This is a genomic window from Kribbella sp. HUAS MG21 (genome assembly GCF_040254265.1).
GTDB lineage: Bacteria > Actinomycetota > Actinomycetes > Propionibacteriales > Kribbellaceae > Kribbella.
In genome coordinates this window covers 712,358-734,273 of record NZ_CP158165.1, presented here as the reverse complement: position 1 = coordinate 734,273, position 21,916 = coordinate 712,358, and the positions used below count along the sequence as shown (strand labels likewise).

The 21,916-nt window shown below is 69.3% G+C and carries 24 protein-coding genes; 15 read left to right on the top strand and 9 right to left on the bottom strand.

The genetic code is table 11. The features are described 5' to 3' along the window. Positions 1 to 5: 5 nt before the first annotated feature. Entirely contained in the window at positions 6 to 806 is an 801-nt protein-coding gene (locus tag ABN611_RS03555) for an NAD(P)H-binding protein (RefSeq protein ID WP_350278307.1), read from the bottom strand. Positions 807 to 876: 70 nt separating this feature from the next. On the opposite strand from ABN611_RS03555, the gene ABN611_RS03550 reads away from it, so the two are divergent. The 3 genes from ABN611_RS03550 to ABN611_RS03540 are packed head-to-tail and all read left to right on the top strand — an operon-like array spanning position 877 to position 3,389. Then, positions 877 to 1,488: a helix-turn-helix domain-containing protein gene (locus tag ABN611_RS03550; RefSeq protein WP_350278306.1), complete on the top strand. Its 612-nt coding sequence runs from the start codon at positions 877 to 879 to the stop codon at positions 1,486 to 1,488. A gap of 16 nt (positions 1,489 to 1,504) precedes the next feature. Further along, entirely contained in the window at positions 1,505 to 2,626 is a 1,122-nt protein-coding gene (gene prfB / locus ABN611_RS03545; protein ID WP_350278305.1) for a peptide chain release factor 2, read from the top strand. Continuing rightward, positions 2,610 to 3,389: a pentapeptide repeat-containing protein gene (locus ABN611_RS03540; RefSeq protein ID WP_350278304.1), complete on the top strand. Its 780-nt coding sequence runs from the start codon at positions 2,610 to 2,612 to the stop codon at positions 3,387 to 3,389. Before prfB ends, ABN611_RS03540 begins: the two co-directional genes overlap by 17 nt. On the opposite strand, the gene ABN611_RS03535 is transcribed toward ABN611_RS03540, so the two are convergent. Continuing rightward, a complete protein-coding gene (locus ABN611_RS03535) occupies positions 3,352 to 4,788 on the bottom strand; it encodes an MFS transporter (RefSeq protein ID WP_350278303.1) in 1,437 nt (478 codons plus the stop codon). The two genes, ABN611_RS03540 and ABN611_RS03535, sit on opposite strands and share 38 nt — an antisense overlap. Positions 4,789 to 4,889: 101 nt before the next feature. Between ABN611_RS03535 and ABN611_RS03530 the strand changes: the two genes are divergently transcribed. Next, positions 4,890 to 5,747: a helix-turn-helix transcriptional regulator gene (locus ABN611_RS03530; RefSeq protein WP_350278302.1), complete on the top strand. Its 858-nt coding sequence runs from the start codon at positions 4,890 to 4,892 to the stop codon at positions 5,745 to 5,747. 61 nt (positions 5,748 to 5,808) lie between these two features. On the opposite strand, the gene ABN611_RS03525 is transcribed toward ABN611_RS03530, so the two are convergent. Continuing rightward, positions 5,809 to 7,704: a cellulase family glycosylhydrolase gene (locus ABN611_RS03525; protein ID WP_350278301.1), complete on the bottom strand. Its 1,896-nt coding sequence runs from the start codon at positions 7,702 to 7,704 to the stop codon at positions 5,809 to 5,811. A gap of 117 nt (positions 7,705 to 7,821) precedes the next feature. Then, positions 7,822 to 8,730: a LysR family transcriptional regulator gene (locus tag ABN611_RS03520; protein WP_350278300.1), complete on the bottom strand. Its 909-nt coding sequence runs from the start codon at positions 8,728 to 8,730 to the stop codon at positions 7,822 to 7,824. Positions 8,731 to 8,803: 73 nt separating this feature from the next. Between ABN611_RS03520 and ABN611_RS03515 the strand changes: the two genes are divergently transcribed. Beyond that, complete coding sequence (locus ABN611_RS03515; protein WP_350278299.1) at positions 8,804 to 9,703, top strand: EamA family transporter; 900 nt, start codon at positions 8,804 to 8,806, stop codon at positions 9,701 to 9,703. Here ABN611_RS03515 and ABN611_RS03510 read toward each other — a convergent pair. Beyond that, positions 9,692 to 10,330 carry a flavin reductase family protein gene (locus tag ABN611_RS03510; RefSeq protein ID WP_350278298.1) on the bottom strand — a complete coding sequence of 213 codons (639 nt, stop codon included), beginning with the start codon at positions 10,328 to 10,330 and terminating at the stop codon, positions 9,692 to 9,694. The genes ABN611_RS03515 and ABN611_RS03510 overlap by 12 nt on opposite strands. A 33-nt stretch (positions 10,331 to 10,363) precedes the next feature. On the opposite strand from ABN611_RS03510, the gene ABN611_RS03505 reads away from it, so the two are divergent. Continuing rightward, entirely contained in the window at positions 10,364 to 11,419 is a 1,056-nt protein-coding gene (locus ABN611_RS03505; protein WP_350278297.1) for a serpin family protein, read from the top strand. Here ABN611_RS03505 and ABN611_RS03500 read toward each other — a convergent pair. After that, positions 11,410 to 12,093 carry a TIGR03943 family protein gene (locus ABN611_RS03500; RefSeq protein ID WP_202891450.1) on the bottom strand — a complete coding sequence of 228 codons (684 nt, stop codon included), beginning with the start codon at positions 12,091 to 12,093 and terminating at the stop codon, positions 11,410 to 11,412. The two genes, ABN611_RS03505 and ABN611_RS03500, sit on opposite strands and share 10 nt — an antisense overlap. Positions 12,094 to 12,194: 101 nt before the next feature. Here ABN611_RS03500 and ABN611_RS03495 point away from each other — a divergent pair, with 101 nt between their 5' ends. Next, a complete protein-coding gene (locus ABN611_RS03495) occupies positions 12,195 to 13,391 on the top strand; it encodes a transposase (protein ID WP_350278296.1) in 1,197 nt (398 codons plus the stop codon). Positions 13,392 to 13,425: 34 nt separating this feature from the next. On the opposite strand, the gene ABN611_RS03490 is transcribed toward ABN611_RS03495, so the two are convergent. Beyond that, entirely contained in the window at positions 13,426 to 14,436 is a 1,011-nt protein-coding gene (locus ABN611_RS03490) for a permease (protein WP_350278295.1), read from the bottom strand. Positions 14,437 to 14,544: 108 nt separating this feature from the next. Here ABN611_RS03490 and ABN611_RS03485 point away from each other — a divergent pair, with 108 nt between their 5' ends. Beyond that, complete coding sequence (locus ABN611_RS03485) at positions 14,545 to 15,690, top strand: serpin family protein (protein WP_350278294.1); 1,146 nt, start codon at positions 14,545 to 14,547, stop codon at positions 15,688 to 15,690. On the opposite strand, the gene ABN611_RS03480 is transcribed toward ABN611_RS03485, so the two are convergent. Then, the gene (locus tag ABN611_RS03480) at positions 15,671 to 16,219 is read right to left on the bottom strand and encodes a helix-turn-helix domain-containing protein (protein WP_350278293.1); all 549 of its coding nucleotides are present in this window, start codon (positions 16,217 to 16,219) and stop codon (positions 15,671 to 15,673) included. The genes ABN611_RS03485 and ABN611_RS03480 overlap by 20 nt on opposite strands. Beyond that, the gene (locus ABN611_RS03475) at positions 16,194 to 16,625 is read right to left on the bottom strand and encodes an SRPBCC family protein (RefSeq protein WP_350278292.1); all 432 of its coding nucleotides are present in this window, start codon (positions 16,623 to 16,625) and stop codon (positions 16,194 to 16,196) included. Before ABN611_RS03475 ends, ABN611_RS03480 begins: the two co-directional genes overlap by 26 nt. A gap of 84 nt (positions 16,626 to 16,709) precedes the next feature. On the opposite strand from ABN611_RS03475, the gene ABN611_RS03470 reads away from it, so the two are divergent. The 7 genes from ABN611_RS03470 to ABN611_RS03440 all read left to right on the top strand — a co-directional run bounded on the left by ABN611_RS03470 (position 16,710) and on the right by ABN611_RS03440 (position 21,911). Continuing rightward, a complete protein-coding gene (locus tag ABN611_RS03470) occupies positions 16,710 to 16,904 on the top strand; it encodes a hypothetical protein (protein ID WP_350278291.1) in 195 nt (64 codons plus the stop codon). 1 nt (position 16,905) lies between these two features. Continuing rightward, positions 16,906 to 17,580: a PhzF family phenazine biosynthesis protein gene (locus ABN611_RS03465; RefSeq protein WP_350278290.1), complete on the top strand. Its 675-nt coding sequence runs from the start codon at positions 16,906 to 16,908 to the stop codon at positions 17,578 to 17,580. 28 nt (positions 17,581 to 17,608) lie between these two features. After that, the gene (locus ABN611_RS03460) at positions 17,609 to 18,103 is read left to right on the top strand and encodes a hypothetical protein (RefSeq protein ID WP_350278289.1); all 495 of its coding nucleotides are present in this window, start codon (positions 17,609 to 17,611) and stop codon (positions 18,101 to 18,103) included. Continuing rightward, positions 18,100 to 18,567: a hypothetical protein gene (locus tag ABN611_RS03455; RefSeq protein ID WP_350278288.1), complete on the top strand. Its 468-nt coding sequence runs from the start codon at positions 18,100 to 18,102 to the stop codon at positions 18,565 to 18,567. Before ABN611_RS03460 ends, ABN611_RS03455 begins: the two co-directional genes overlap by 4 nt. Positions 18,568 to 18,646: 79 nt before the next feature. Continuing rightward, positions 18,647 to 19,489, top strand: coding sequence for a nitrilase-related carbon-nitrogen hydrolase (locus ABN611_RS03450; protein WP_350278287.1), 843 nt, complete (start codon positions 18,647 to 18,649; stop codon positions 19,487 to 19,489). A gap of 13 nt (positions 19,490 to 19,502) precedes the next feature. Continuing rightward, on the top strand, positions 19,503 to 20,909 hold the full coding sequence (gene hydA / locus ABN611_RS03445) for a dihydropyrimidinase (RefSeq protein WP_350278286.1): 1,407 nt from the start codon (positions 19,503 to 19,505) through the stop codon (positions 20,907 to 20,909). 9 nt (positions 20,910 to 20,918) lie between these two features. After that, the gene (locus ABN611_RS03440) at positions 20,919 to 21,911 is read left to right on the top strand and encodes a TIGR03842 family LLM class F420-dependent oxidoreductase (protein WP_350278285.1); all 993 of its coding nucleotides are present in this window, start codon (positions 20,919 to 20,921) and stop codon (positions 21,909 to 21,911) included. Positions 21,912 to 21,916: the final 5 nt, after the last annotated feature.

Sequence of the window (21,916 nt, the reverse complement as noted above, 5' to 3'; positions counted from 1 at the left end):
GTGAATCAGCCGAACAGGCCAGGGTTGTCGCGGAGCCAGGTGGTGAAGGTCCGGGCGGTGTGACCGGTGAGGAGCTCGACGCCGGGCTCGATCGAGGCCGGTGAGCCGACGCGGGACGCCCAGTAGGCGAGCAGGGTCTCGCGTTGGCCTTCATCGCGCATGCCCATCTCGGCGCGAGCCTGGTCCACAGTGAGGTCGACGGCCTCGATCGGTACGCCGGTGACCTCGGTGACGAGCTCGATCTGGCGCCGCCGCGCCATCGACTCCGGCCCGGTCATCGGGTACCCGCGACCGTCGTGGCCGTTGCCCGGACCGTCGAGCAGCACCCGGAGCGCGGCGTCGGCGATGTCGAGCTCGTGGATCGGCGCCTCCTCGGCGTCCAGGTAGGGCAGCCGGATCTGACCACTCGCGCGCACCTGGTACGCCCAGTACTTCGCGTTGCTCATGAACGCACCGGGCTGGAGGCAGGTCGTCGCGTACGACGCGCGCGCGATCACCTGCTCGGTCTTCGCGTGCGGGTCGTCGGGCCCGCCGAGCGCCGACAGGGACGACAGCAGCACGACCTGCTTGACGCCAGCGGCCTCGGCCGCGGTGACGAAGGCGGCCGCCGACGACGGGTCGGAGTACAGGAAGACCTGGCTGATACCGCGCAGGGCGGGGGCTGGATCCGCCGCGTCGTACTCGACGGCGGACGGGACAGCGGAGGGTTCGCGGCTGGCGACGCGGACGTCCTGGCCGGCCGCGATCAGGCCGCCGGTGACGGCGCGGGCGATCGCGCCGCGACCGCCGGTGACGAGAATCGTCATTGGATGTGCTCCAAAAATGTAGTGACTACAACAATGGATTCAGTAAAGCAGATGCTCTACGCTCACTGCAATGGAGCTCGGACGGCGGGAACGGAAGAAGCAGCAGACGCGGCAGGCCATCTCGGACGTGGCCACCGCGCTGTTCCTCGAGCGCGGCTTCGACGCCGTGACCGTGGCCGAGGTGGCGCGCGCCGCGGACGTCGCCGTCCAGACGGTGTTCAACCACTTCCCGGCGAAGGAGGATCTGTTCTTCGACGAGTCGGGGTGGTGGACGGGACCGGCGCGCGCGATCCGCGAGGCGCCGCCGGGCGCGGATCCGGTCGACGTCCTCGAGACGCAGTACCTCGCGATGTGCCGCGAGCGGCTCACGGTGGGTCATCTGGCGACCTGGAAGCAGTTCGTCGCGACGATCGAGGCCAGTCCCGCGCTGCTCGCCCGGCGCCGGCTGAACGTCGACGAACTGGAGAAGTCGCTCACCGAGGCGCTCGACGAGCGCTCGCCGGACCAGCTGCGCAACCGGCTGATCGCGGCCCTGTACGGCGCCGCGCAGAAGGTTCTGGAGGGGCGGCTGATGGCGGTCCTGCCCGACGACGCGGCGCCCGCGGAGTTGGTCCGCGTGCAGTCGGAGTTCGAGCAGGCGGTCGCCGAGGTCTTCGCCGTTCTTCGCCGCGGTCTCCGCTGAGGTACGCTCACTAGTTGTGGCTGGACTGGATTTTGACGCGGAGCTGAAGCAGCTCGACGCGACGATGACCTCGATCGAGAAAGTGATGGATCTCCCCGCGCTGCGCAAGGAGATCGACGAGCTCGGCGAGCAGGTCGCTGCGCCCGACCTCTGGGACGACCAGGCGAACGCGCAGAAGGTGACGTCGCGGCTGTCCAGCCTGCAGGCCGACGTGGAGCGGGTCGGCGCGCTGCGCGGCCGGCTCGACGACCTCGGCGTCCTGGTCGAGCTGGGCCGCGAGGAGAACGACGCGGACAGCCTGGCGGAGGCGGAGAAGGAGATCGGCTCGGTCGCCAAGGCGATCCAGTCGCTCGAGGTCCGCACGCTGCTGTCCGGCGAGTACGACGAGCGTGAGGCCCTGGTCACGATCCGTTCCGGCGCGGGCGGCGTCGACGCCGCGGACTTCGCCGAGATGCTGCAGCGGATGTACCTGCGCTGGGCCGAGCGGCACGGTTACGCCACCGAGGTCTACGACACGTCGTACGCCGAGGAGGCCGGGCTCAAGTCGACCACATTCGCGGTCAAGGCGCCGTACGCGTACGGCACGCTGAGCGTCGAGTCGGGCACCCACCGGCTGGTCCGGATCTCGCCGTTCGACAACCAGGGCCGCCGGCAGACCTCGTTCGCCGCGGTCGAGGTGGTCCCGGTGCTCGAGCAGACCGACGAGATCGACGTACCGGAGGAGGAGCTGCGGATCGACGTGTACCGGTCGTCCGGTCCGGGTGGCCAGAGCGTCAACACCACCGACTCCGCGGTCCGGATCACGCACATCCCGACCGGCACCGTGGTCTCCTGCCAGAACGAGAAGTCCCAGCTGCAGAACAAGGCCAGCGCGATGGTCATCCTGAAGGCCAAGCTGCTCGCGCTGAAGAAGGCCGAGGAGCGGGCCCAGCTGGACGCGCTGCGCGGTGACGTGGCCGGCTCGTGGGGCGACCAGATGCGCTCCTACGTCCTGCACCCGTATCAGATGGTGAAGGACCTGCGGACGCAGTTCGAGTCCGGGAACACCTCGGGTGTGTTCGACGGTGAGATCGACGAGTTCATCGAGGCCGGCATCCGCTGGCGCCGCACCGGCCAGACGGTTGCCGAACAGAACTGACCTGCGGGCGGACTGCGGTAGCTGCTTCGGGCTCTGCTGCGTCGCGCTGACCTTCAGCCGGTCGGCGGATTTCGCGATCGACAAGCCGGCCGGCGAAGCGTGCCCGAACCTGGCCGACGACTTCCGCTGCACGATCCACAGCAAGCTGCGCGCGAAGGGCTTCCCGGGCTGCACGGTCTACGACTGCTTCGGCGCCGGCCAGGAGCTCTCGCGCCGCGCCGGCAGGAGCTGGCGCGAACAGCCGGGGCAGGAGATGTTCGCCGCGCTCCCGATCCTCCGCCAGCTCCACGAGCTGCTCTGGTACCTCACGGAAGCCCTGGAGTACGACGAGAGGCTCCAGCCCGCGATCGACCGGGTCGAGACCGTCAGTCGTACGGCGGACCTCACGACCGTCGACGTGGCGGCCGAGCGGGCCGTCGTCAACGAGCTGCTGCTCGAGACCAGCCGGCGTGTCCGCGGCAAGCAGCCGAAGAAGAAGGAGCGTCGCGGCGCGGACCTGATCGGCGCCCGTCTCCGCGGCGCCGACCTGGCGAAGGCCAACCTCCGCGGCGCCTACCTGATCGGCGCCGACCTCCGCGACGCCGACCTACGGCAGGCGGACCTGATCGGCGCCGACCTCCGGGACACAGACCTCCGCGGCGCCGACCTGACCGGCGCCCTGTTCCTCACCCAGTCCCAACTCAACGCCGCCCGCGGCAATCACCAGACGCGGATCCCCGGTTCGCTCACGCGCCCTGCCCACTGGTCCGCAGCCGGTTCGTGATTGGTGTCATCAGCAACGAGATTGCGGCGATCGCGAGCGCCACAGCCGCTAGTGCACCGCCCTGACCCCAGGAGGTGCCTGCTGTTGCGAGGTACGCCGTACCGACTGTGGCTGCGCCTAGCGCGAGGCAGGTCTGCTGGCTGGTGAGGAGGATGCCGCTACCGAGGCCTGCCTGGGCCGGTGGGACCTGGCTGAGGACCACGCCCATCAGCGGGACCATGACGAGCCCGGAGCCGAAGCCCGCGACCAGCATCGGTACGGCGAGCTTCCACGGGTCGACGTTCGGCCACAGGGTGAGCGCGACGACCGCGAGCAGTGCGTAGCCGACGCCCTGGATGATCCAGCCGCGCACGATGAGACCGGCGCCGTACCGGACCTGGAGCCGCGGGCCGTAGATCGACGTGATCAGGAAGCCGACCGCCATCGGCAGCAGGCTCAGACCGCCTTCCAGTGGGGACATCCGCGCCTCGCCCTGAGTGGCGAGCGCGAAGACGAACATGAAGCCGCCGAACGTCGTGAAGAACGCGACCGCCAGCTGCAGACCGGTTCGCATCGCCTTGAGCCGCAGCACGGTCGGAGGAATCAGCGGAGCCGCGCCGGCGCGTTCAGCCCGATGTTGGTGGACGCCGAGCAGGATCGCGGCCGGAACCGTCGCTGCGAGGCAGACCCACGTCCACAGCGGCCAGCCGAGCGGCCGCCCCTCGGTGAGCGGCAGGAGCAGCAGGACCAGCGTCAGCGCGAGCAGCGCGGCGCCGACGAGGTCGACGCGCTGGGACTTGTGCGCCTTCGTCTCCGGGATCAGCCGGATCGCCGCAGCCACGCCCACCAGACCGACCGGAACGTTCACGAGGAACACCGCCCGCCAGCCGAGGCCGAACACGTCGGCCTCGACCAGGACGCCGCCGAGGATCTGGCCGAACGCGGCCGCGGCGCCACCCGCGACGCCGTACATCGCCATCGCCCGGGCGCGATGCTGACCGGTGAGCACGCTGGTGATCGTCGCGAGCACCTGTGGGGTGACCGCGGCGCCCGCAGCACCTTGGACGACCCGTGCGGCGAGCAGGACGCCGACCGTCGGGGCCATCGCACAGATCAGCGACGTCACGGTGAAACCCGCCAGGCCGATCAGGAACAGGCGCTTGCGACCGAAGGTGTCGCCCAGCCGCCCGCCGACGACGAGCAAGGTCGCCACGGCGATCCCGTAGCTGCCGACGACAAGCTGGAGCTCCCCGGAGCCGGCGTGCAGGTCGGAGCCGATCGCGGGCAGCGCGACGTTGATGACGAAGAAGGACAGCATCGGCAGGAACGCGCCGAAGATCAGGGTCGTGAGAGCCACTGGCCGCAGCGGCGTCGCCGCAGCCTCCGACGGGGCAGTCGTGGCTTGGAGCTGGTCTGTCATGGAATCAGCCTGCAGACCTTCCGAGCCTGGTGGTGAGAGCCTGACGATCCTATTACTGGTACTACCTGGCACCCGGCTGCGGTTGCACTCATGATGGGGCCATGACCACTGTCCCAGCAACCACCGACAGAACCGTGACGGCGCAGCGCCGGGAGCTCGGGGTGTTCTTGCGCAGCCGGCGCGAGCGGATCCGGCCGGACGAGGTCGGGTTCGCGCCGGGCGGCCGGCGCCGTACGCCGGGGTTGCGGCGCGAGGAGGTCGCGCTGCTCGCGGGGGTCGGCGTCACCTGGTACACGTGGCTCGAGCAGGGCCGCGACATCAACGTGTCCGCCCAGGTGCTGGAGGCGATCGCGACCGCGCTGCGGTTCGACCGGCAGGAGCGCAGTCACCTGTTCCGGTTGGCCGGGCTCCGGCTGGGCCCGACGCAGAGCGGCTGCTCGGCGCTGCCTCCGTCGGTGCAGAAGACGCTCGACGCCGTCTCGCCGTACCCGGCGGTGGTGCTGAACGAGCGGTACGACATCCTCGCCTTCAACCAGGCGTACTGCAAGGTGGTGCTGGACCTCGAGCAGGTGCCGGTCGAGCAGCGGAACATGCTCTGGGTCACCTTCGTCGCCGACGGCTGGAAGTGCAGTTTCGTCGAGGGCGAGCTGACCAAGCACCACATGGTCGCGGCGTTCCGCGCGGCGTCGGCCGACCATCTCGGCGACGCGCTCTGGCAGGAGCTGATCCAGGGGCTACTGAGCAACTCGCAGGCCTTCGCGGAGCTCTGGGAGCGGTACGACGTCGCCGCGCCGAGCACCCGCACGAAGATGCTGGAGGTCGACGGGTTCGGCATCCTGCGGATCGAGCCGATCAACCTGTGGCTGTCGCAGCTCGGGCCGCTCCGGGCCACCGTCTACACCGCGCTCGACGACGAGACCGAGGAGAAACTCCGGCAGATCGTCGGCAGGCCCGGCTGACGGGGCGGGCCAGCCGGGCCGGGAGACCCCGGCCGCCGGGCAGGGCGGCCGGGGAGCTTCGTCAGGTGACCGGGATGCCGGGGTTGGTCAGCGCCCGGCCGCCGGTCCGCGTGTTGCTGCTGGCGACGGTGACCTTGCAGCTCGAGGCGTTGTAGTTGGTGATGTTGAACGCGTACCGCCCGCTGCCGGTGGCGCCGTTCAGGTCCGCGTGGTTGTCGCGGAACACCGTGCCGCACCCCCAGCCGGACTGCTGGGTGTGCGTCTCGAACCCGTTGTTCGTGGTGTTCTTCCCGGTGTTGTTCTCGATCACGTAGTTGTTGCCTTTGACATCGACCCAGCTGTCGTCGTAGTTCGCGCCGGTCAGCCCGCTGCCGTCGAAGGTGTTCCCGGACACCAGGCCGCCGGTGGTGCCCTCCTTGAGGTCGATGGCCTCGCCGCCGACGTCCGGGCCGATCGTGTTGCCGATGATCTGCACCCGGTCCGACTTGTCCGACGTACCGCCCGCGCTGCCGACGTACACGCCCTCGCCCATCCCGCGGCCATCGTTGCCGGTGTCGTAGATGCGGGAGTTCTTGATCACGCCGTACGTGCTGCTGTTCCGGAAGTGCACGCCCTCCATGTCCAGGTCGTGCACCGTCACGCCGTCGATCGTGACCCGGGTGGCGCTGTCGATCATGATGCCCTTCTGGCCGCCGGTCACGGTGATGCCCTTGACGTTCCAGTACGACGCACCGTTGAGGTGCAGGCCGTACCCGCCGCCGGCCTTCAGGACCGCGGCCGGCGAACCGGTCAGCGTGATCGGCGCCGAGGCGGTGCCGTCGACGGTGGTCTTGAAGTTGCCGGAGTACGTGCCGTCGGCCAGCCTGATCGTGTCGCCGGGCTGCGCCGCGGCCAGCGCGTCCTTCAGTTCGACGGCGGTGCTGACGTCGGTGACGTCCGTCGCGGCGGTGCGGTTGCGGATGTGATCGCGGACCCAGACGCCGGCCGGCTTGAGGACCGACGTACCGGTGAAGGTGCTGCCGGCGCAGGTGCCTTGCTTGAACACGGCGCCGGAGCGGAAGTCGTCGGAGAAGTTCCAGTTCGTCCAGCCGATCTTCTTGCTCTCCAGGAAGTCCAGGTACTTCTGCGACCAGGTGAAGTCGTTGCCGCCGTCACCGGTGTAGGTCTGGGTGCCGAACTCCGTGACGAACAACGGGATCCTGTCGGCCGCCCGGGACAGCGCGTCGAAGTACTCCTGCTTGTGCGACGCGGCGTAGAAGTGGAACGTGTACATCAGGTTCGACGCGTTCACGGGGTTGCTGATCACGTCGGCCTCGCTGCGGCCGTCCGAGACGCCGAGCGACGCCCAGCCGTGGGTGCCGACGAAGATCACGCTGTCCGGGTCCTGGGCGCGAATCACCGGCACCATCTGCTCGGCGTACGACTTGATACCGGCCCAGCTCACGCCGTTCGGCTCGTTGGCGATGTCGTAGATGATGTTGTTGTTGTCGCGGTGGCGTTGCGCGATCTCGGTGAAGAACTGCTTCGCCAGCGCGAGGTTCGCGTTCGGGTCGCCGGGGTCGAGCTGGTGCCAGTCGACCAGTGCGTACATGCCGCGCGCGGTCGCTTCGTCGATGTAGTTGCTCACCATCTCGGTGAAGCCGTCGGGGTCGGTCTCGTAGCCGCCCTCCTGGACGTACATCGAGATGCGCAGGATGTCGGCCTTCCAGTCGTAGGCCAGCGCGTCCAGCGAGGCGGTCTTGACGCACTGGGAGTACCACTGCAGACCGTGGGTGCTCATCCCGCGCAACTGGACGGGCTCGTTGCGCTCGTTGCAGAGCTTGGTGCCGCACACGTGCAGCTGGCCGTTGCGGCTGACCGGGGTGTCCGCGGCGACGGCCTGGGTCTGGGCCTGGGCTGTCACCGGGAGCAGGGTGGAAGCGGCCAGCAGAGCGCCGGCCATCAGGGAACGGATCATGAACTTCCTCCGAGGGGCGTCGGGGAGGTTGGTTAGGAAGGTTTCCTAATAGTTCTCAGGAACGTAGCGGCAGGCGCGGAACGCTGTCAACTGGTCGCTGCATGTGATCATTTCCGATCAGGCGGTGTCGCGGTCCGGCCAGGCTGCTTTGAGGGTAGCGAGTGTCACGCTGATCGCCGGACGGCGCGACGTGGTCGTCCGCCAGACGGCGTACAGCCGGCGACTCGGCGCGGGCTGCAGCGGTACGACGACCACGCCGTCGGGGACCGGTCCGCGCCCGAGCCGGGGCAGCAGGCCGATGCCGATGCCGCGGGCGAGCATCGCGAGCTGGGTCTGGTACTCCGCGACCGAGTACGCGACCTCAGGCTCCACGCCCGCGCGGCGCATCGTCCGGATCAGCCACTCGTAGCAGATCGACCCGGTCGGCTGGCAGATCCAGCGCTCGCCGATCAGGTCCTCCGCGCGCACGAACTCCTTGCCGGCCAGGCGATGCGTGGCCGGCACGAGCACGTCCGCCGGGTCGACGCCGAGCTTCACGCGCGACAGGCCCTCGGGCAGTCCGAGCGGGGTGTTCTGCCAGTCGTGGACGATCGCGATGTCGATCTCGCCCCGGTTGACGGCCGCCACCGCTTCGAAGGGGTCCGTCTCCAGCACTCGGACGTCCAGTTGCTCGTGGGCGTCGATCAGCCGCGCGAGCGCCGGCGGCAGCAGCCCGCGCGCCGCGGTCGGGAACGCCGCGATGCTCAAAGTCCCGATCGCTTGTCCGCGCTGCTCTTCCAGTGTCAGCTCAGCATCCTCGACCAGCTCGAGGATCCGCGCCGCTGTCGCGGCCAGCTGCCTTGCCGCGTCGGTCAGCACGATCCCGCGGCCCTGTCGCTCGACGAGCGTCGTCCGCGTCTCGCGCTCGAGCTTCGCGAGCTGCTGCGAGACCGCGGACGGCGTGTAGCCGAGCACTTCCGCCGCGCGGTTGACCGACCCGTACTGCGCCACGGCGTGCAGCGCGCGCAGCCGCCCGAGATCGATCATGTAGCACTCCTACATTGATAGCGGTAGTAATCAGTGCTGGTTCTTAAGTGTAGCGCTGCCCAGACTGGACGGCATGACGCCTCGTGACCTGGTCCTCGCACTCGCCGTCGTCGTGGTCTGGGGCATCAACTTCGTCGTCATCGAGGTCGGCCTCGAAGGCATGCCGCCGCTGCTGCTGTCCGCGCTGCGGTTCTTCTTCGCGGCCGTCCCGGCGATCTTCCTGCTCGGACCGCCGCGGGTCGCCTGGCGGTACGTCGTCGGCGTCGGGCTCGCGCTCGGCGTGGCCAAGTTCGGGCTGCTGTTCATCGCGATGGACCACGGCGTACCGGCCGGGTTGTCGTCACTCGTCCTGCAGAGCCAGGTGATCTTCACGGTGCTGTTCGCGATCGCCGTCCTGCGGGAACGGCCGCGCCCCGCGCAGGTCGCCGGGATCGCGATCGCCTGTGCCGGGATCGGGCTGATCGTCCTCGACCGCAAGCTCTCGGCCCCGCTCGGCGCGCTCGCCCTGGTGATCGTCGCCGCCGGGTGCTGGGGCGTGTCGAACACGATCACGCGGTACGCCAAGCCGCCGGACACGCTGCGCTTCATGGTCTGGGCCAGCGCCGTGGCCGTCGTACCGCTGTTGATCCTCTCGCTGCTCACCGAAGGGCCGCGCGCCGACCTCGACGCGCTGCGGGGGATCACGCCGACCGGCATCGGCGCGATCGCGTACCTCGCCTTCGCGGCGACGCTGTTCGGGTTCGGCGTCTGGGGCTACCTGCTCCGCCAGTACGACGCCAGTACCGTCGCGCCGTTCTCGTTGCTGGTGCCGATCGTCGGGATGTCCGCGGCCTGGATCCTGCGCGGCGAGGCCGTGGGCCTGCAGCAGGCGATCGCGGCGGTGCTGGTGATCGGCGGCATGGCCTGCGCGATCGTCCGGCGCCGGACCCCGCGCACGGCAGAGTCCGGCGAACTGGTGAATTCAGCTGCGTGAGACGGTGGCCATCGGCGGCATCTGCCAGCCGCGGGCGAGCGACGACGGGTACGCCGGCGCGCCGCCCGCGAAGTACTCGGTGAACTTCATGATCAGCGGATCCCAGCGCAGCGGGTCGATGTAGCGGTCGTTGCTCATCAGCAGGTCCTCGTGGACCCGGACCCGCTCGACCTTCATCTCCAGCGCGCACAGCCGCGAGTCCGGTCCGCCGATCTCGTGGATCGCCTCGATCCGTCCCTCGAGGTTGATCGGGCTCTCCGCGACGCCGTCCAGTCCCGCCAGATCGGTCGGCTCGCGGGTCAGCCCGCCCGCGGTGAACTTGTCCGGCTCGTAGCGGTACCCGCGGCCGCGCTTCGCGTCGGACATCTCTCGCGAGCCGGTCAGCAGCGCGATCCGGTCGAGCGCGGCGACCATGTCCGGGGCGACCAGGTTCAGCACGAGCTCCGGGCGTTCGACGAGGTTCTTCACGGTCTGCGAGCCGGCGCCCATCCCGAGCATCGCGGTGTAGCCGAGCCACCAGGCCGACGACATCGGGGCGAGGTTCGTGCTGCCGTCCGGATTACGGGAGCTGATCAGGACGACGGGCGTCCCGAAGTACAGGACCTTGGGCTCGACTGTTCGCTTCATGGTGGTGGAACGCGGATGCGCGAAGATGTGTGAGTGGACGCTCTGCACGTAAGTCGCCTGACCGCCGGATGGATCGCGGCGCTGCCCGGTGAGGACAGCACGGTCGTCTCCGGACTCGGGGTGCAGCCGTTGCTGGCGGTGCTCGCCGAGGTCGCGGACGAGCCCGCTTACAGCGAGCTGGTCGAGGCCGCCGGCAGCCGGTACGGCGGTGTGCTGGAGGCTCCCGGTCTGCGGATGGCGCTGGGTCTCTGGACGCGGCCGGACGTCGACCTGCAGCCCGGGGTGGACCGGTTCCTGCCGACCGAACTCCGCGGGGTCCTCACAGACCAGGCGGCACTGGACACCTGGGTCGCCGAGCAGACCGACGGGCTGCTCACGCGGATGCCGATGGAGTTGTCGGACGAGATCCGGCTCGTGCTGGCGTCGGCGCTCGCCTTGAAGACCACCTGGGCGCAACCGTTCCACGAGTTCCCGCGCAACGACCGCCGCTGGCTGAGCCGTGCCGATCAGGACCTGGACAGCCTGCGCCTGCACGACAGCGCGGCGGGCCCGCTGACGGTGGCGACGGTGCGCGGAGCCGGTGAGTTCGACGTACGGCTCGTGGTCGGCGACGGCGGGCGGGCCGCGGTACTGACGGCGGCGCTCGCGCTCGAGGACGACGGGATCAGCGGGGCCGAGGTGCTGGCGGCGGAGCGGCCGGCACCTGGCGTCGAGGTGATCGAGTCGATGACGCCGGTGCCGACGGTGATCCTCTCCCTGCCGTACTTCGAGATCGACGCGGTGCACGATCTCCTGCAGCACCCGGACGTGTTCGGCCTGACGGCGGCGTCGGACGCGAGCCGCGGGCATTTCCCGGGATTGAGCCCGGAGCCGCTCGCCGTCGACCAGGCCCGGCAGGCCGTGCTGGCGCGGTTCTCGGCGACCGGCTTCGAGGCCGCCGCCGTCACCGCGGTCGCAGCGGCAGCAGGTTCGGCGCCGAGGCCGGGCTCCAAGGCGCTGTACGTCGACCTCGACCGGCCGTTCGGCTTCATCGCCGTCCACCGGCCGACCGGCGTACCGGTCGTGGTCGGCTGGGTGAACTACTCGTAGGGGTTCGCCGGCGCCGTCACCGGCTTGACCGACTCGACCGTGAGGGCGGCGACGTCGCCGTCGACGCGCTTGGTCGGCTCGGCCCAGGTGCCGGTCACGCTGACCCACTGGTTCTTCGGCGGCGCGGCCTGGCCGCGGGCCTCGACCATGAACGCCGTACCGTCCGCGACACAACAGGTCAGGCCGATCCGGGTCACGTACCAGACCCCGTTCTTCGCCGGGGTGACGAAGCCGGTCATCGTGAACGACCGGCCCTTCATCGTCTCCTTCTCCCACACCGCCCAGACCGCGTAGTCGCGCACCGCGATGGTCTTCGGGCCGTACGACTTGTCGCCGTTCTGCCAGAACGCGTTGCTCTGCGGCTCGGCCGGCTTCGCGGCGACCGGCGACTGCCGTTGCGCGGCGTCCGCGCCGAGCGCGGGCGGATCCACCACGAGCAACGCGAAGATCGGCAGCAGCAACAGCCACGCCGCTCGGGGCAGCCCGTGGTCGTGTTCCTGGCGGCTCTTCACGAACACGTCGATCACCGCCAGCCCGACCAGGATCACCCCGGCCGCGAGCAGCATCCACCGCATCCCCGGTTTCACGTACCGCAGGTACGTCCCGGAAATCGCGAGCTGCACGATCGCGGCCCCCACGAACACGATCACCAACCCGGCAACGCTGCGCTTCATATGTTGGCCGCGTGCAGCTCGGCCGTTCGCCGGGCGTGATCCACGCGACTGCCTCCCTCCGAAGATCGAAACTGTCGGTCCTGGCTGCTTGAGTAGCCAGCATGTCCCGGTTCCGGATGTATCCGAGTCACGCGCAGCAGACGGCGCTGTCGGAGCAATGCCGGTTCGCCCGATATGTGTGGAATCTTGCGCTCGAGCAATGGTCGATGTGGACCCGCGACCGAGGTCCGACGCCGGGGTTCGCGGAGCAATGTCGCCAGTTGACGGAGGCACGGGCTGAGTTCGCGTGGCTGCGGGCGGGGTCGCAAATGGTCCAGCAGCAGGCGCTGCGCGACTTCAGCCAGGCCATCAGCAACTTCTGCGCCGGCACTCATCGGCGTCCGACCTGGCGCAAGGCCGGGCTGCACGAGGGCTTCCGCATCTGCGGCTCGCAGGCGTCCCGGGTCGTGAAGCTGAACCGTAAGTGGGCCCAGGTACTGGTTCCTAAGGTCGGGTGGGTACGTTTCCGGGTGTCTCGCGCCGTGCCTGCCGCGAAGTCGTACCGGATTTCCCAGGACAGGACCGGTCGCTGGCATATCGCCTTCGCCGTCATTCCCCCGGCGATCTCCGCCCCGGGCACGGGCGAGATCGTCGGCGTGGATCGCGGTGTCTCGGTTTCGGCGGCGTTGAGTACAGGTGAGCTTCTGACTTGTCCCGGTCTGTCTGAGCGTGAGCGAGACCGGCTCGAGCATCTGCAGCGCCGACTCGCGCGGTGCAGGCGCGGCTCTGCGCGGCGCCAGCGGGTCAAAGCCGCGATCACCAAGTTGCACGCCCGGGCCACCGACCGTCGCAAGGACTGGGTCGAGCAGACCAGCACCGATCTCGCACGGAGGTTCGACATCATCCGGGTCGAGGACCTTCGCATCTCCCGGCTTGTCAAGCGCCCCAACATCGAACCCGACCCCGCACGACCAGGGAGATATCTGCCGAACGGGCGGCGCGCCAAAGCAGGCCTCAATCGCGGCATCCTGGCCAACGGCTGGGGTGAGTTGGTACGTCGTCTGGAAGGGAAGGCGCCGGGACGAGTCGAGAAGATCAACCCCGCCTACACGTCGCAGACCTGTAGCAGCTGTGGATACTGCGCATCGGAAAACCGCGAGAGCCAAGCGGTGTTCCGGTGCGTGGCCTGCGGTCAGCAGACGCACGCCGACGTGAATGCGGCGATCAACATCGCGGCCGGACGGGCCGTCAGTGCACGCCGAGAGACGCCACCACGGGTCTCGCTGAAGCGTGAACCTCAACTGCCGACCTCCGCGTAGTTGACATCCCTGCCCCTTGATGGGCGGGAGGACGTCAAAGCAACCACCACCCGACGAGCAGACTGGCAAGGATCGCGACCACGAAGGTCGCCGGAGCGAACCGGACAGCGAATTTCGGACCGAAGGTCCCGGTCTGCAGCGCGATCAGCTTCACGTCGACGATCGGGCCGACCACCATGAACGCGAGCCGCGCGGTCAGCGAGAACTGCGTCAGGCTCGCCGCCACGAACGCGTCGGCCTCGGAACAGATCGCCAGCAGTACGGCGAGCAGGCCGAGCAGCAGCACTGACAGCAGCAGGTTCCCGGCGACGTGGTCGAGCCAGCTGCGCGGGACCACCACGTTCAGCGTGGCGGCCGCGGCGGCGCCGACGACCAGGAACCCGCCGGCGTGCAGGAAGTCGTGCAGCATCGCGGACCGGAAGACCTCGAACTTGCCCTCGCCGTGCGAGTGCCGGTTCTTCGGCATCCGCAGCCACGACCCGCCTTTGCCGGTCGCCAGCCACAGCCAGCCGAGCACCATCGACACCGCGAGCGACGTGACCGCCCGGGCGACCACGACCTTCGGCTGACCCGGGAACGCGACCGCGGTCGACGCCAGCACGACCGGGTTGATCGCCGGCGCGGACAGCAGGAAGGCGATCGCCGCGGCCGGTGTGACGCCGCGGGTCATCAGGGCGGCCGACACGGGGACCGACGCGCACTCGCAGCCCGGCAGCACGACACCGGACGCGCTGGCAACCGGTACGGCGAGCGCCGGGTGCTTCGGCAGCGCCTTCGCGAAGAACGACGGCGGGACGAACGCGGTGAGGGCGGCGGAGAGCAGTACGCCGAGCACCAGGAACGGCAGCGCCTGCACCGTCACGCCGACGAACATCGTCGCCCAGGTGCGGATGCCGTCGTCGGTGAACCAGGCGTTGAACAACCGCCGCCCGAACAGCGCCAGGCAGACCAGCAGGACCAGCGTCACGGTGAACGCGATCGACGACCCGGACGGCTCTTTGTCCGTCGTTCCGGGCTTTTCCTCGACCTCGGTTGGCGTGCTCACGGTGCGCATCCTGACACAACCGAGCGCGTCCGGACGAGCACTCGGAGCGGCACTGAAATGAAAATCAGCGTCATTTCGGGAAATAGTCGCCTGTGGCAAGGTGGAGGCATGGATCCCGACGTGGTGCGCGCAGTCAACGACCTGACCGTCCGCTGGGGCCGTGCACTGCCCGGCGGCAACACCGTCGTGTCCGGCCTCGGCCTGTGGCCCCTGCTCGCGCTGCTGGCGACCGGCGCCGACGAGCCGGGCCGCTCCGAACTCGCCGCGGCCGCCGGTGTGGACGCCGCGACCGGTGCGACCGACGCGATCCGGCTGATCGAGGCGATCGAGGCGTCCGCCGACCTGCATGCCGCGCTCGGCGTCTGGGTGAGCGAGCAGTTGAAGCTCGCGGAGACGTTCGACACCGTGATGCCCGCGCCGCTGATCGGGCTGCTGACCGGCAATCCGGCCGTGGACAAGCCGAAGCTCGACGCCTGGGCCGCGGACCACACCGACGACGTGATCCGGGAGCTGCCGGTCGACCTCGAGGGTGAAGTCCTGCTCCTGCTGGCGTCCGCGCTGCTGCTGCGCACGACCTGGGTGCGTCCGTTCACCGAGCAGATCCGGCGCGTTCCCGGCGGCGCGTGGGCCGGGTCGTGGCACTGGCTCGAGCGCGCGGACGACGACCTGGACGCCGTACGGCGGTACGACGACCTGACCGTGGTGACGGTGCGCGGAGATGCCGATGTCGACGTACTGCTCGGGATCGGCGACGGGGACGACGTACTGGCCGGGCTGCTGGCCGCCGCCGGGCGGCCGGACGACGGCGTACCGGGGAGCCGGTTGATCGACGAGGACCGCCCGGGGCCTGGACTGACGATCGGGAAGACCACGGCGCCGCGGCCGGACCTGCGGCTGTCGCTGCCGTCGTTCAGCATCGAGGCCGAGCACGATCTGCTCGACCTCCGCGACCTGTTCGGGCTGAACGCGGTCACCTCGAATCCGCGGGAGCGCGGGCATTTCAGCGCCCTCAGCCCGACGCCGCTCAAGGTCAGCCAGGCGAAGCAGAAGGTGCTCGCGCGATTCTTCGCGACCGGGTTCGAGGCGGCGGCCGTGACCGCGATGGCGATGACGCGGGCCGCGATGATCACCCGGCAGGAGCGGCGGCTCGAGGTCACGCTGGACCGCCCGTTCGCGTTCGCCGCCGTACTGCGGGACTCGCGGCTCCCGATCGTCGCGGGCCGGGTCGAGACTCCTACCGAACCGGGAGCGTGAACAGCCGGTTGAGCAGCGCGGATGCCTCGTCGACGCCCGCGCGGTCGCCGGTCAGCAACAGGTCGAAGAGCAGGCCGCGGGAGGCGGCGAGGCCTAGTCGCGCGTAGGCCGGCGCTTCGGCCTTCGGGATGCCGGCGCGGATGCAGAGGTCCGTCAGGGGCGGCAGCCAGACGTTGATCAGGTCCGCCTTGAGCGACTCGGTGTGCGGCAGGTCCTGCATCGCGTGCGCGCTGAGCTCGAAGAACAGCGGACCGTAGACGAGCGCCGCATCGGTCACCCGGCGCCAGAACTCCTCGGCCTGCTCGGCGATCGGCCGGGCCGGTACGTCGAGGCTCGCGAGCAGGTCGCGCTGCTGTTGCTCCACCGTGCGGACGACCTCGGCGAGCAGGCCCTCCCGGGAGCCGAAGTGGTAGATCAGCATCCGGTGACTGGTGCCGATCGAGGACGCGATGGTGCGCAGGCTCGCGTCGCCGATCCCGTGCTTGGCGAAGTGCTCGACCGCGTCAGCGAGCAGAGTTTCCCGACTCACACAGTTCCTTCAGCTTCTGCGTCTCGGTGGCGATGTAGCTCTTGGTGAGTCCGGCGTACAGCTTGCCGAACAGCCGGCCGAGCGGCCCTTCCTGGATGATCGTCGCGGTCGCCACGGTGCCCTCCGGCGTACCGACGACGCGGTGGCCGCCGGTGGTCTTGATGCCGGGGGCCTTCGAGACCCACTCGAAGTACTCGCCTTCCTTGAGCTCGGTCACCTCCCAGACGGCGACCGGGAGCTTGGGCTGGCGGATCCGGGTGCGGGCGCCGACGTGGATGCGGCCCGCGTCCAGCCGCTCGACGGACTCGATGGTGGGGGTCCAGTCGGGCCACCGCTCGACGTCGCTGAAGACCTCCCAGACCCGCTCGGGCGGGGCCTGGATCGTGGTGGAGTGATCGAAGCGCATGTACCAAATGGTACATCAGGTCTGTGTGAGGTCTCGGCGGGCGGTCTGCCTGCCGTCCACCCGCGGCAGGTAGGGTCTTGGGCCATGGCTGACCAGAACGTCCCGCAGAACGTGGAGAACGAGCAGGACCCGGGCGCGAGCACCCAGATGTTCCGCGCCTTCGTGAACGAGGGCCAGACCGAGGCCGCCAGCGAGCCCAAGGTCAACGGCCGGATGCTCGCCGTCGTCGGCGGCGCCGTCCTGCTGATCGCGATCATCGCCGCGATCGCCGTCCTCTGACGTGAACCTCGCGGTCGAGGTCGTCACGGTCTTCACCGACCCGGACGGCCGCTTCGGCAACCCCCTGGGCATCGTCGACGGCCGCCTCGTCGGTGAGAGCGACCGGCAGCGTGTGGCCGCCGCGCTCGGCTACAGCGAGACCGTGTACGTCGACGACGCCGCGACCGGCACGCTCCGCATCTACACCGCCACCGGCGAGATGTCCTTCGCCGGCCATCCCACGGTCGGCGCCGCCGCCTGGCTCCACACGCACGGCCACCCCGTCGACACCCTGCACGTCCCCGCCGGGCCCATCCCTGTCACCCGCTCCGGCGACCTGTACGCCGTACGAGCCGACAGCACCTGGGGCAGCACCTGGGACTGGCACGAGCTGGCCACCCCCGAGGACGTCCTCGCCGCCGACCCGACGTCGTACGACGCCGGCCACACCTTCCTCTGGTCCTGGCAGGACAAGGCGGCCGGCATCATCCGAGCCCGAGCCTTCGCCCCCGCCATGAACGTCACCGAGGACGAGGCCACGGGCTCCGCCGTCACCCAACTAACCGCCCGCCTAGGCCGCGACCTGCTGGTCGTCCAAGGCGCCGGCTCCCACCTCCACAGCACCTGGCACCCACCCACCCACGCCACCGTAGGCGGCCGAGTCCTCCCCGCCGAACCGCGCACCCTGCACCTGTAACGCTCCGGCACGATTGAGTGGGGGATTCATGACGGATGTGCTGAGCGCGGGGATCTGGCGGCGGGTCGGTCGGGGTAGGAGGTGCGAGGTTCCTGGGCTGAGGGCCGAGGAGATCGGAGAGATCCTCGCGGCGCTTCCGGCGGACCTCGGTCCATACCGGCTGCTGATGCACCAGCTCGTCCCAGGCCGTGGGCGCTACGTCCCCGACGCACGCTTGCTCGATCCGGCCCGGTTAGCCGAACTCGTCGCGGAGGGGCATTGGCAGTACTTCATCGTGAGTGAACGCCTGTCACCTGGCATCATCGCGAAGCTGCCCGACGTGGACTCGGCCACGCTGTCCGTGAACGGAGCCATCAACCTCCAGATCGGTGTCCGGAGCCGCCTGGGCCCGGAAGCGCCCAGCCTCGGCATCGTCACAAAGGTGGCAACCGAAGCCGGCGAGTCCCGAACCCACGACGACTACAACAAGATCTACAACGCCGCCCTCCGCACCGCCCGCAAACTCAGCAGCAAGTCCCGATGATGGATACCTACAACCTTGTTGCTCCTGCGGTGGGCGAGGACTACCGCGGGTTGTTGCGGGCCGTGGCGCCGCTGGCGGACGTGTTCGGGCTGCTGGACAAGGGGCCGGGAACGCGGATGGGCGAGTCGGGCCGCGAGGTGCTGCGGAGGCTCGGGGAGCACTTGCTCGCGGCTGACGCGGTGCAGGCCTGGCCGGGATCGCGGATCGTGGGTACGTCGACCCAGAATCGGTACCTGTTCCGGCTGGACGAGGAGTCGCTCGAGGTGTTGACGACGGCCGCGTCGAGCCTGTTCGACTGGGTCTGGCCGCGGCTGCCCGAGGATTTGCACTTTCTCCGGGCTGACGGCTCGACGGTGCTCGGGACGGTCGCGCAGGAGGACGATGCCTGGCTCGAGTTGACGGCCGCGGAGTTCGACGTGGTGGTCGGCCGGTTGCCTCGAGGAGTGCGCCTCGAGCGGGGATGACGGCTGGATCGGTGGCATCCGTTGACGGGTGACCCGCGGCGGATGGAGCATGGGTTCTCGGCTACTTGGGGAGGTTCTTGTGGCGGACGTTGTCAGGGCTGCGCTTGTTCAGACGTCGTGGACGGGTGACAAGGAGTCCATGATCAAGGCGCACGAGGACTACACGCGGCAGGCGGCCGCGGCCGGTGCGAAGGTGATCTGTTTCCAGGAGCTGTTCTACGGGCCGTACTTCTGCCAGAAACAGGACGCCGAGTACTACGAGTACGCCGAGTCCGTCCCGGGCCCGACCACCGAGCGGTTCGCCGCGCTCGCCGAAGAGCTGGGCATGGTGATGGTGCTGCCGGTGTACGAGCAGGAGCAGCCTGGCGTGCTGTACAACACCGCCGCGGTCATCGATGCCGACGGCACCTTTCTGGGCAAGTACCGGAAGAACCACATCCCGCAGGTGAAGGGCTTCTGGGAGAAGTTCTACTTCCGCCCGGGCAACCTCGGCTACCCGATCTTCGACACCGCGGTCGGCCGGATCGGCGTCTACATCTGCTACGACCGGCACTTCCCGGAGGGCTGGCGGGCGCTCGGCCTGGCCGGCGCGAAGATCGTCTTCAACCCGTCCGCGACGCACCGCGGCCTGTCGTCGTACTTGTGGAAGCTCGAACAACCCGCCGCCGCGGTGGCGAACGAGTACTTCATCGGCGCGATCAACCGGGTCGGCATCGAGGCGGAGTACGGCGACAACGACTTCTACGGTACGTCGTACTTCGTGGACCCGGAGGGGAAGTTCGTCGGCGACACCGGCCACGACCACGATCCGGAACTGATCGTCCGCGACCTGGACCTGAGCCTGCTGGACACCGTCCGCGACCGCTGGCAGTTCTACCGCGACCGCCGCCCCGACGCGTACGGAGACCTGACGAAACCGTAGAGGGGACCCGCGAATGTCGTTGCTCGTCAAAGGTGGAACCGTCGTCGGACCGACCGGGACCCGGGTCGCGGACGTGCTGGTCGAGGGCGAGAAGATCGTCGCGGTCCTGGATCCGTCCTTCACTCCGGCGATCACCGTCGACGAGGTACTCGATGCCTCCGGCAAATACGTGATCCCCGGCGGGATCGACGCGCACACGCACATGGAGCTGCCGTTCGGCGGTACGGCGGCCAGCGACACGTTCGACACCGGCACCCGCGCGGCGGCGTACGGCGGGACGACCACGATCATCGACTTCGCCGTCCAGCGCACCGGCGAGGTGGTGCAGGACGGGCTCGCCGCCTGGCACGCGAAGGCCGACGGCGAGTGCCACATCGACTACGCGTTCCACATGATCCTCGGCGGTGTCGACGCCGACGCGCTGAAGGCGATGGACCAGCTGGTCGCCGACGAGGGCGTCACGAGCTTCAAGCTGTTCATGGCCTACCCGGGCGTCTTCTACTCCGACGACGGGCAGATCCTGCGCGCGATGCAGACCGCGCGCGAGAACGGCGCGATGATCATGATGCACGCCGAGAACGGCATCGCGATCGACGTGCTGGTCCAGCAGGCGATCGAGCGCGGCGAGACCGACCCGATCTACCACGGCATCACCCGCCCGGCCGCGCTCGAGGCGGAGGCGACCAACCGGGCGATCGCGCTCGCCGAGGTCGCCCGGGACTGCCCGCTCTACATCGTCCACCTGTCCGCGAGCCAGGCGCTCGCGAAGGTCGCCGAGGCACGCGACCTCGGGCGGAACGTGTTCGCCGAGACGTGCCCGCAGTACCTCTATCTGACTCTCGAGGACCAGCTCGGCGCGCCCGGTTTCGAGGGTGCGAAGTGGGTGTGCTCGACGCCGCTGCGCAGCAAGCACGAGCCGCACCAGCGGGACCTGTGGAAGGGCCTGCGGAACAACGATCTCGCGATCGTGTCCACCGATCACTGCCCGTTCTGTATGAAGGACCAGAAGGAGCTCGGCCTCGGCGACTTCTCGAAGATCCCGAACGGGATCGGCGGCGTCGAGCACCGGGTCGACCTGGTCTTCCAGGGCGTCGTGGACGGGAAGCTGTCGCTGGAGCGCTGGGTGGAGACGATCGCCACCACGCCGGCCCGGATGTTCGGGCTGTACCCGCGCAAGGGCATCGTGCAGCCCGGTTCCGACGCGGACCTGGTGGTCTACGACCCGAACGGTACGACGCGGATCGGCGTCGCGACGCACCACATGAACATGGACCACTCGGCGTACGAGGGGTTCGAGATCCAGGGCCGGGTGGCGACGGTGATCTCGCGCGGCGAGGTGATCGTGGCCGACGGCAACTATCACGGCCGGAAGGGCCGCGGGAAGTTCCTGGAGCGCGGCCTGTCGTCTTATCTGATGTAGGGGGATGCGGTGGACTTCGGAGTGGTGTTCCAGTGTGATCCGCCCGCGTCCACGGTCGTGCAGCTGGCCCGGCAGGCCGAGGACGCCGGGTTCGGCTACGTGTGGACGTTCGACTCGCATCTGCTGTGGCAGGAGCCGTTCGTCATCTACAGCCAGATCCTGGCGGCCACCCGGCGGGTGATCGTCGGGCCGATGGTGACGAACCCGGGCACCCGGGACTGGACGGTGATCGCGTCCCAGTTCGCGACGCTGAACGAGATGTTCGGAAACCGCACGATCTGCGGGATCGGTCGCGGCGACTCGGCGCTGCGAACGCTCGGCGCGAAGCCTGGCACGATCGCGGAGATGAAGCAGTGCGTCGAGGTTGTGCGCTCGCTGGCTCGCGGCGAGACGGTCGAGTACCGCGGGCAGCAGCTGAAGTTCGCGTGGGTCGAGAACGGCGCACTCGACGTCTGGGTGGCGGCGTACGGCCCGCGCGCCCTGGCCGCGACGGGCGAGGTCGGCGACGGGTACATCCTGCAGCTGGCCGATCCTGACATCGCGGCCTGGATGATCGCGGCCGTACGGCGTTCCGCGGAGCAGGCCGGGCGCGACCCGATGGCGATCAAGTTCTGCGTCGCGGCGCCGGCGTACGTCGGGGACGACCTGGAGCACCAGCGCGAGCAGACCCGGTGGTTCGGCGGGATGGTCGGGAACCACGTGGCGGACATCGTGGCGCGGTACGGGGAGTCGGCCGCGGTGCCGCGGGCGCTGACCGACTACATCGAGGGGCGGAAGGGGTACGACTACGCCGAGCACGGGCGGGCCGGGAACACGCACACCGGCTTCGTGCCCGATGAGGTGGTGGACCGGTTCTGCATCCTCGGGCCGGTGGAGAACCACCTCGCCCGGCTCGCAGAGCTGAAGGAGCTCGGTGTCGACCAGTTCGCCTTGTACCTCCAGCACGACGCCAAGGAGGAGACCCTGGCGTCGTACGGGAAGGATGTCGTACCTAAGTTCTGAGGGAG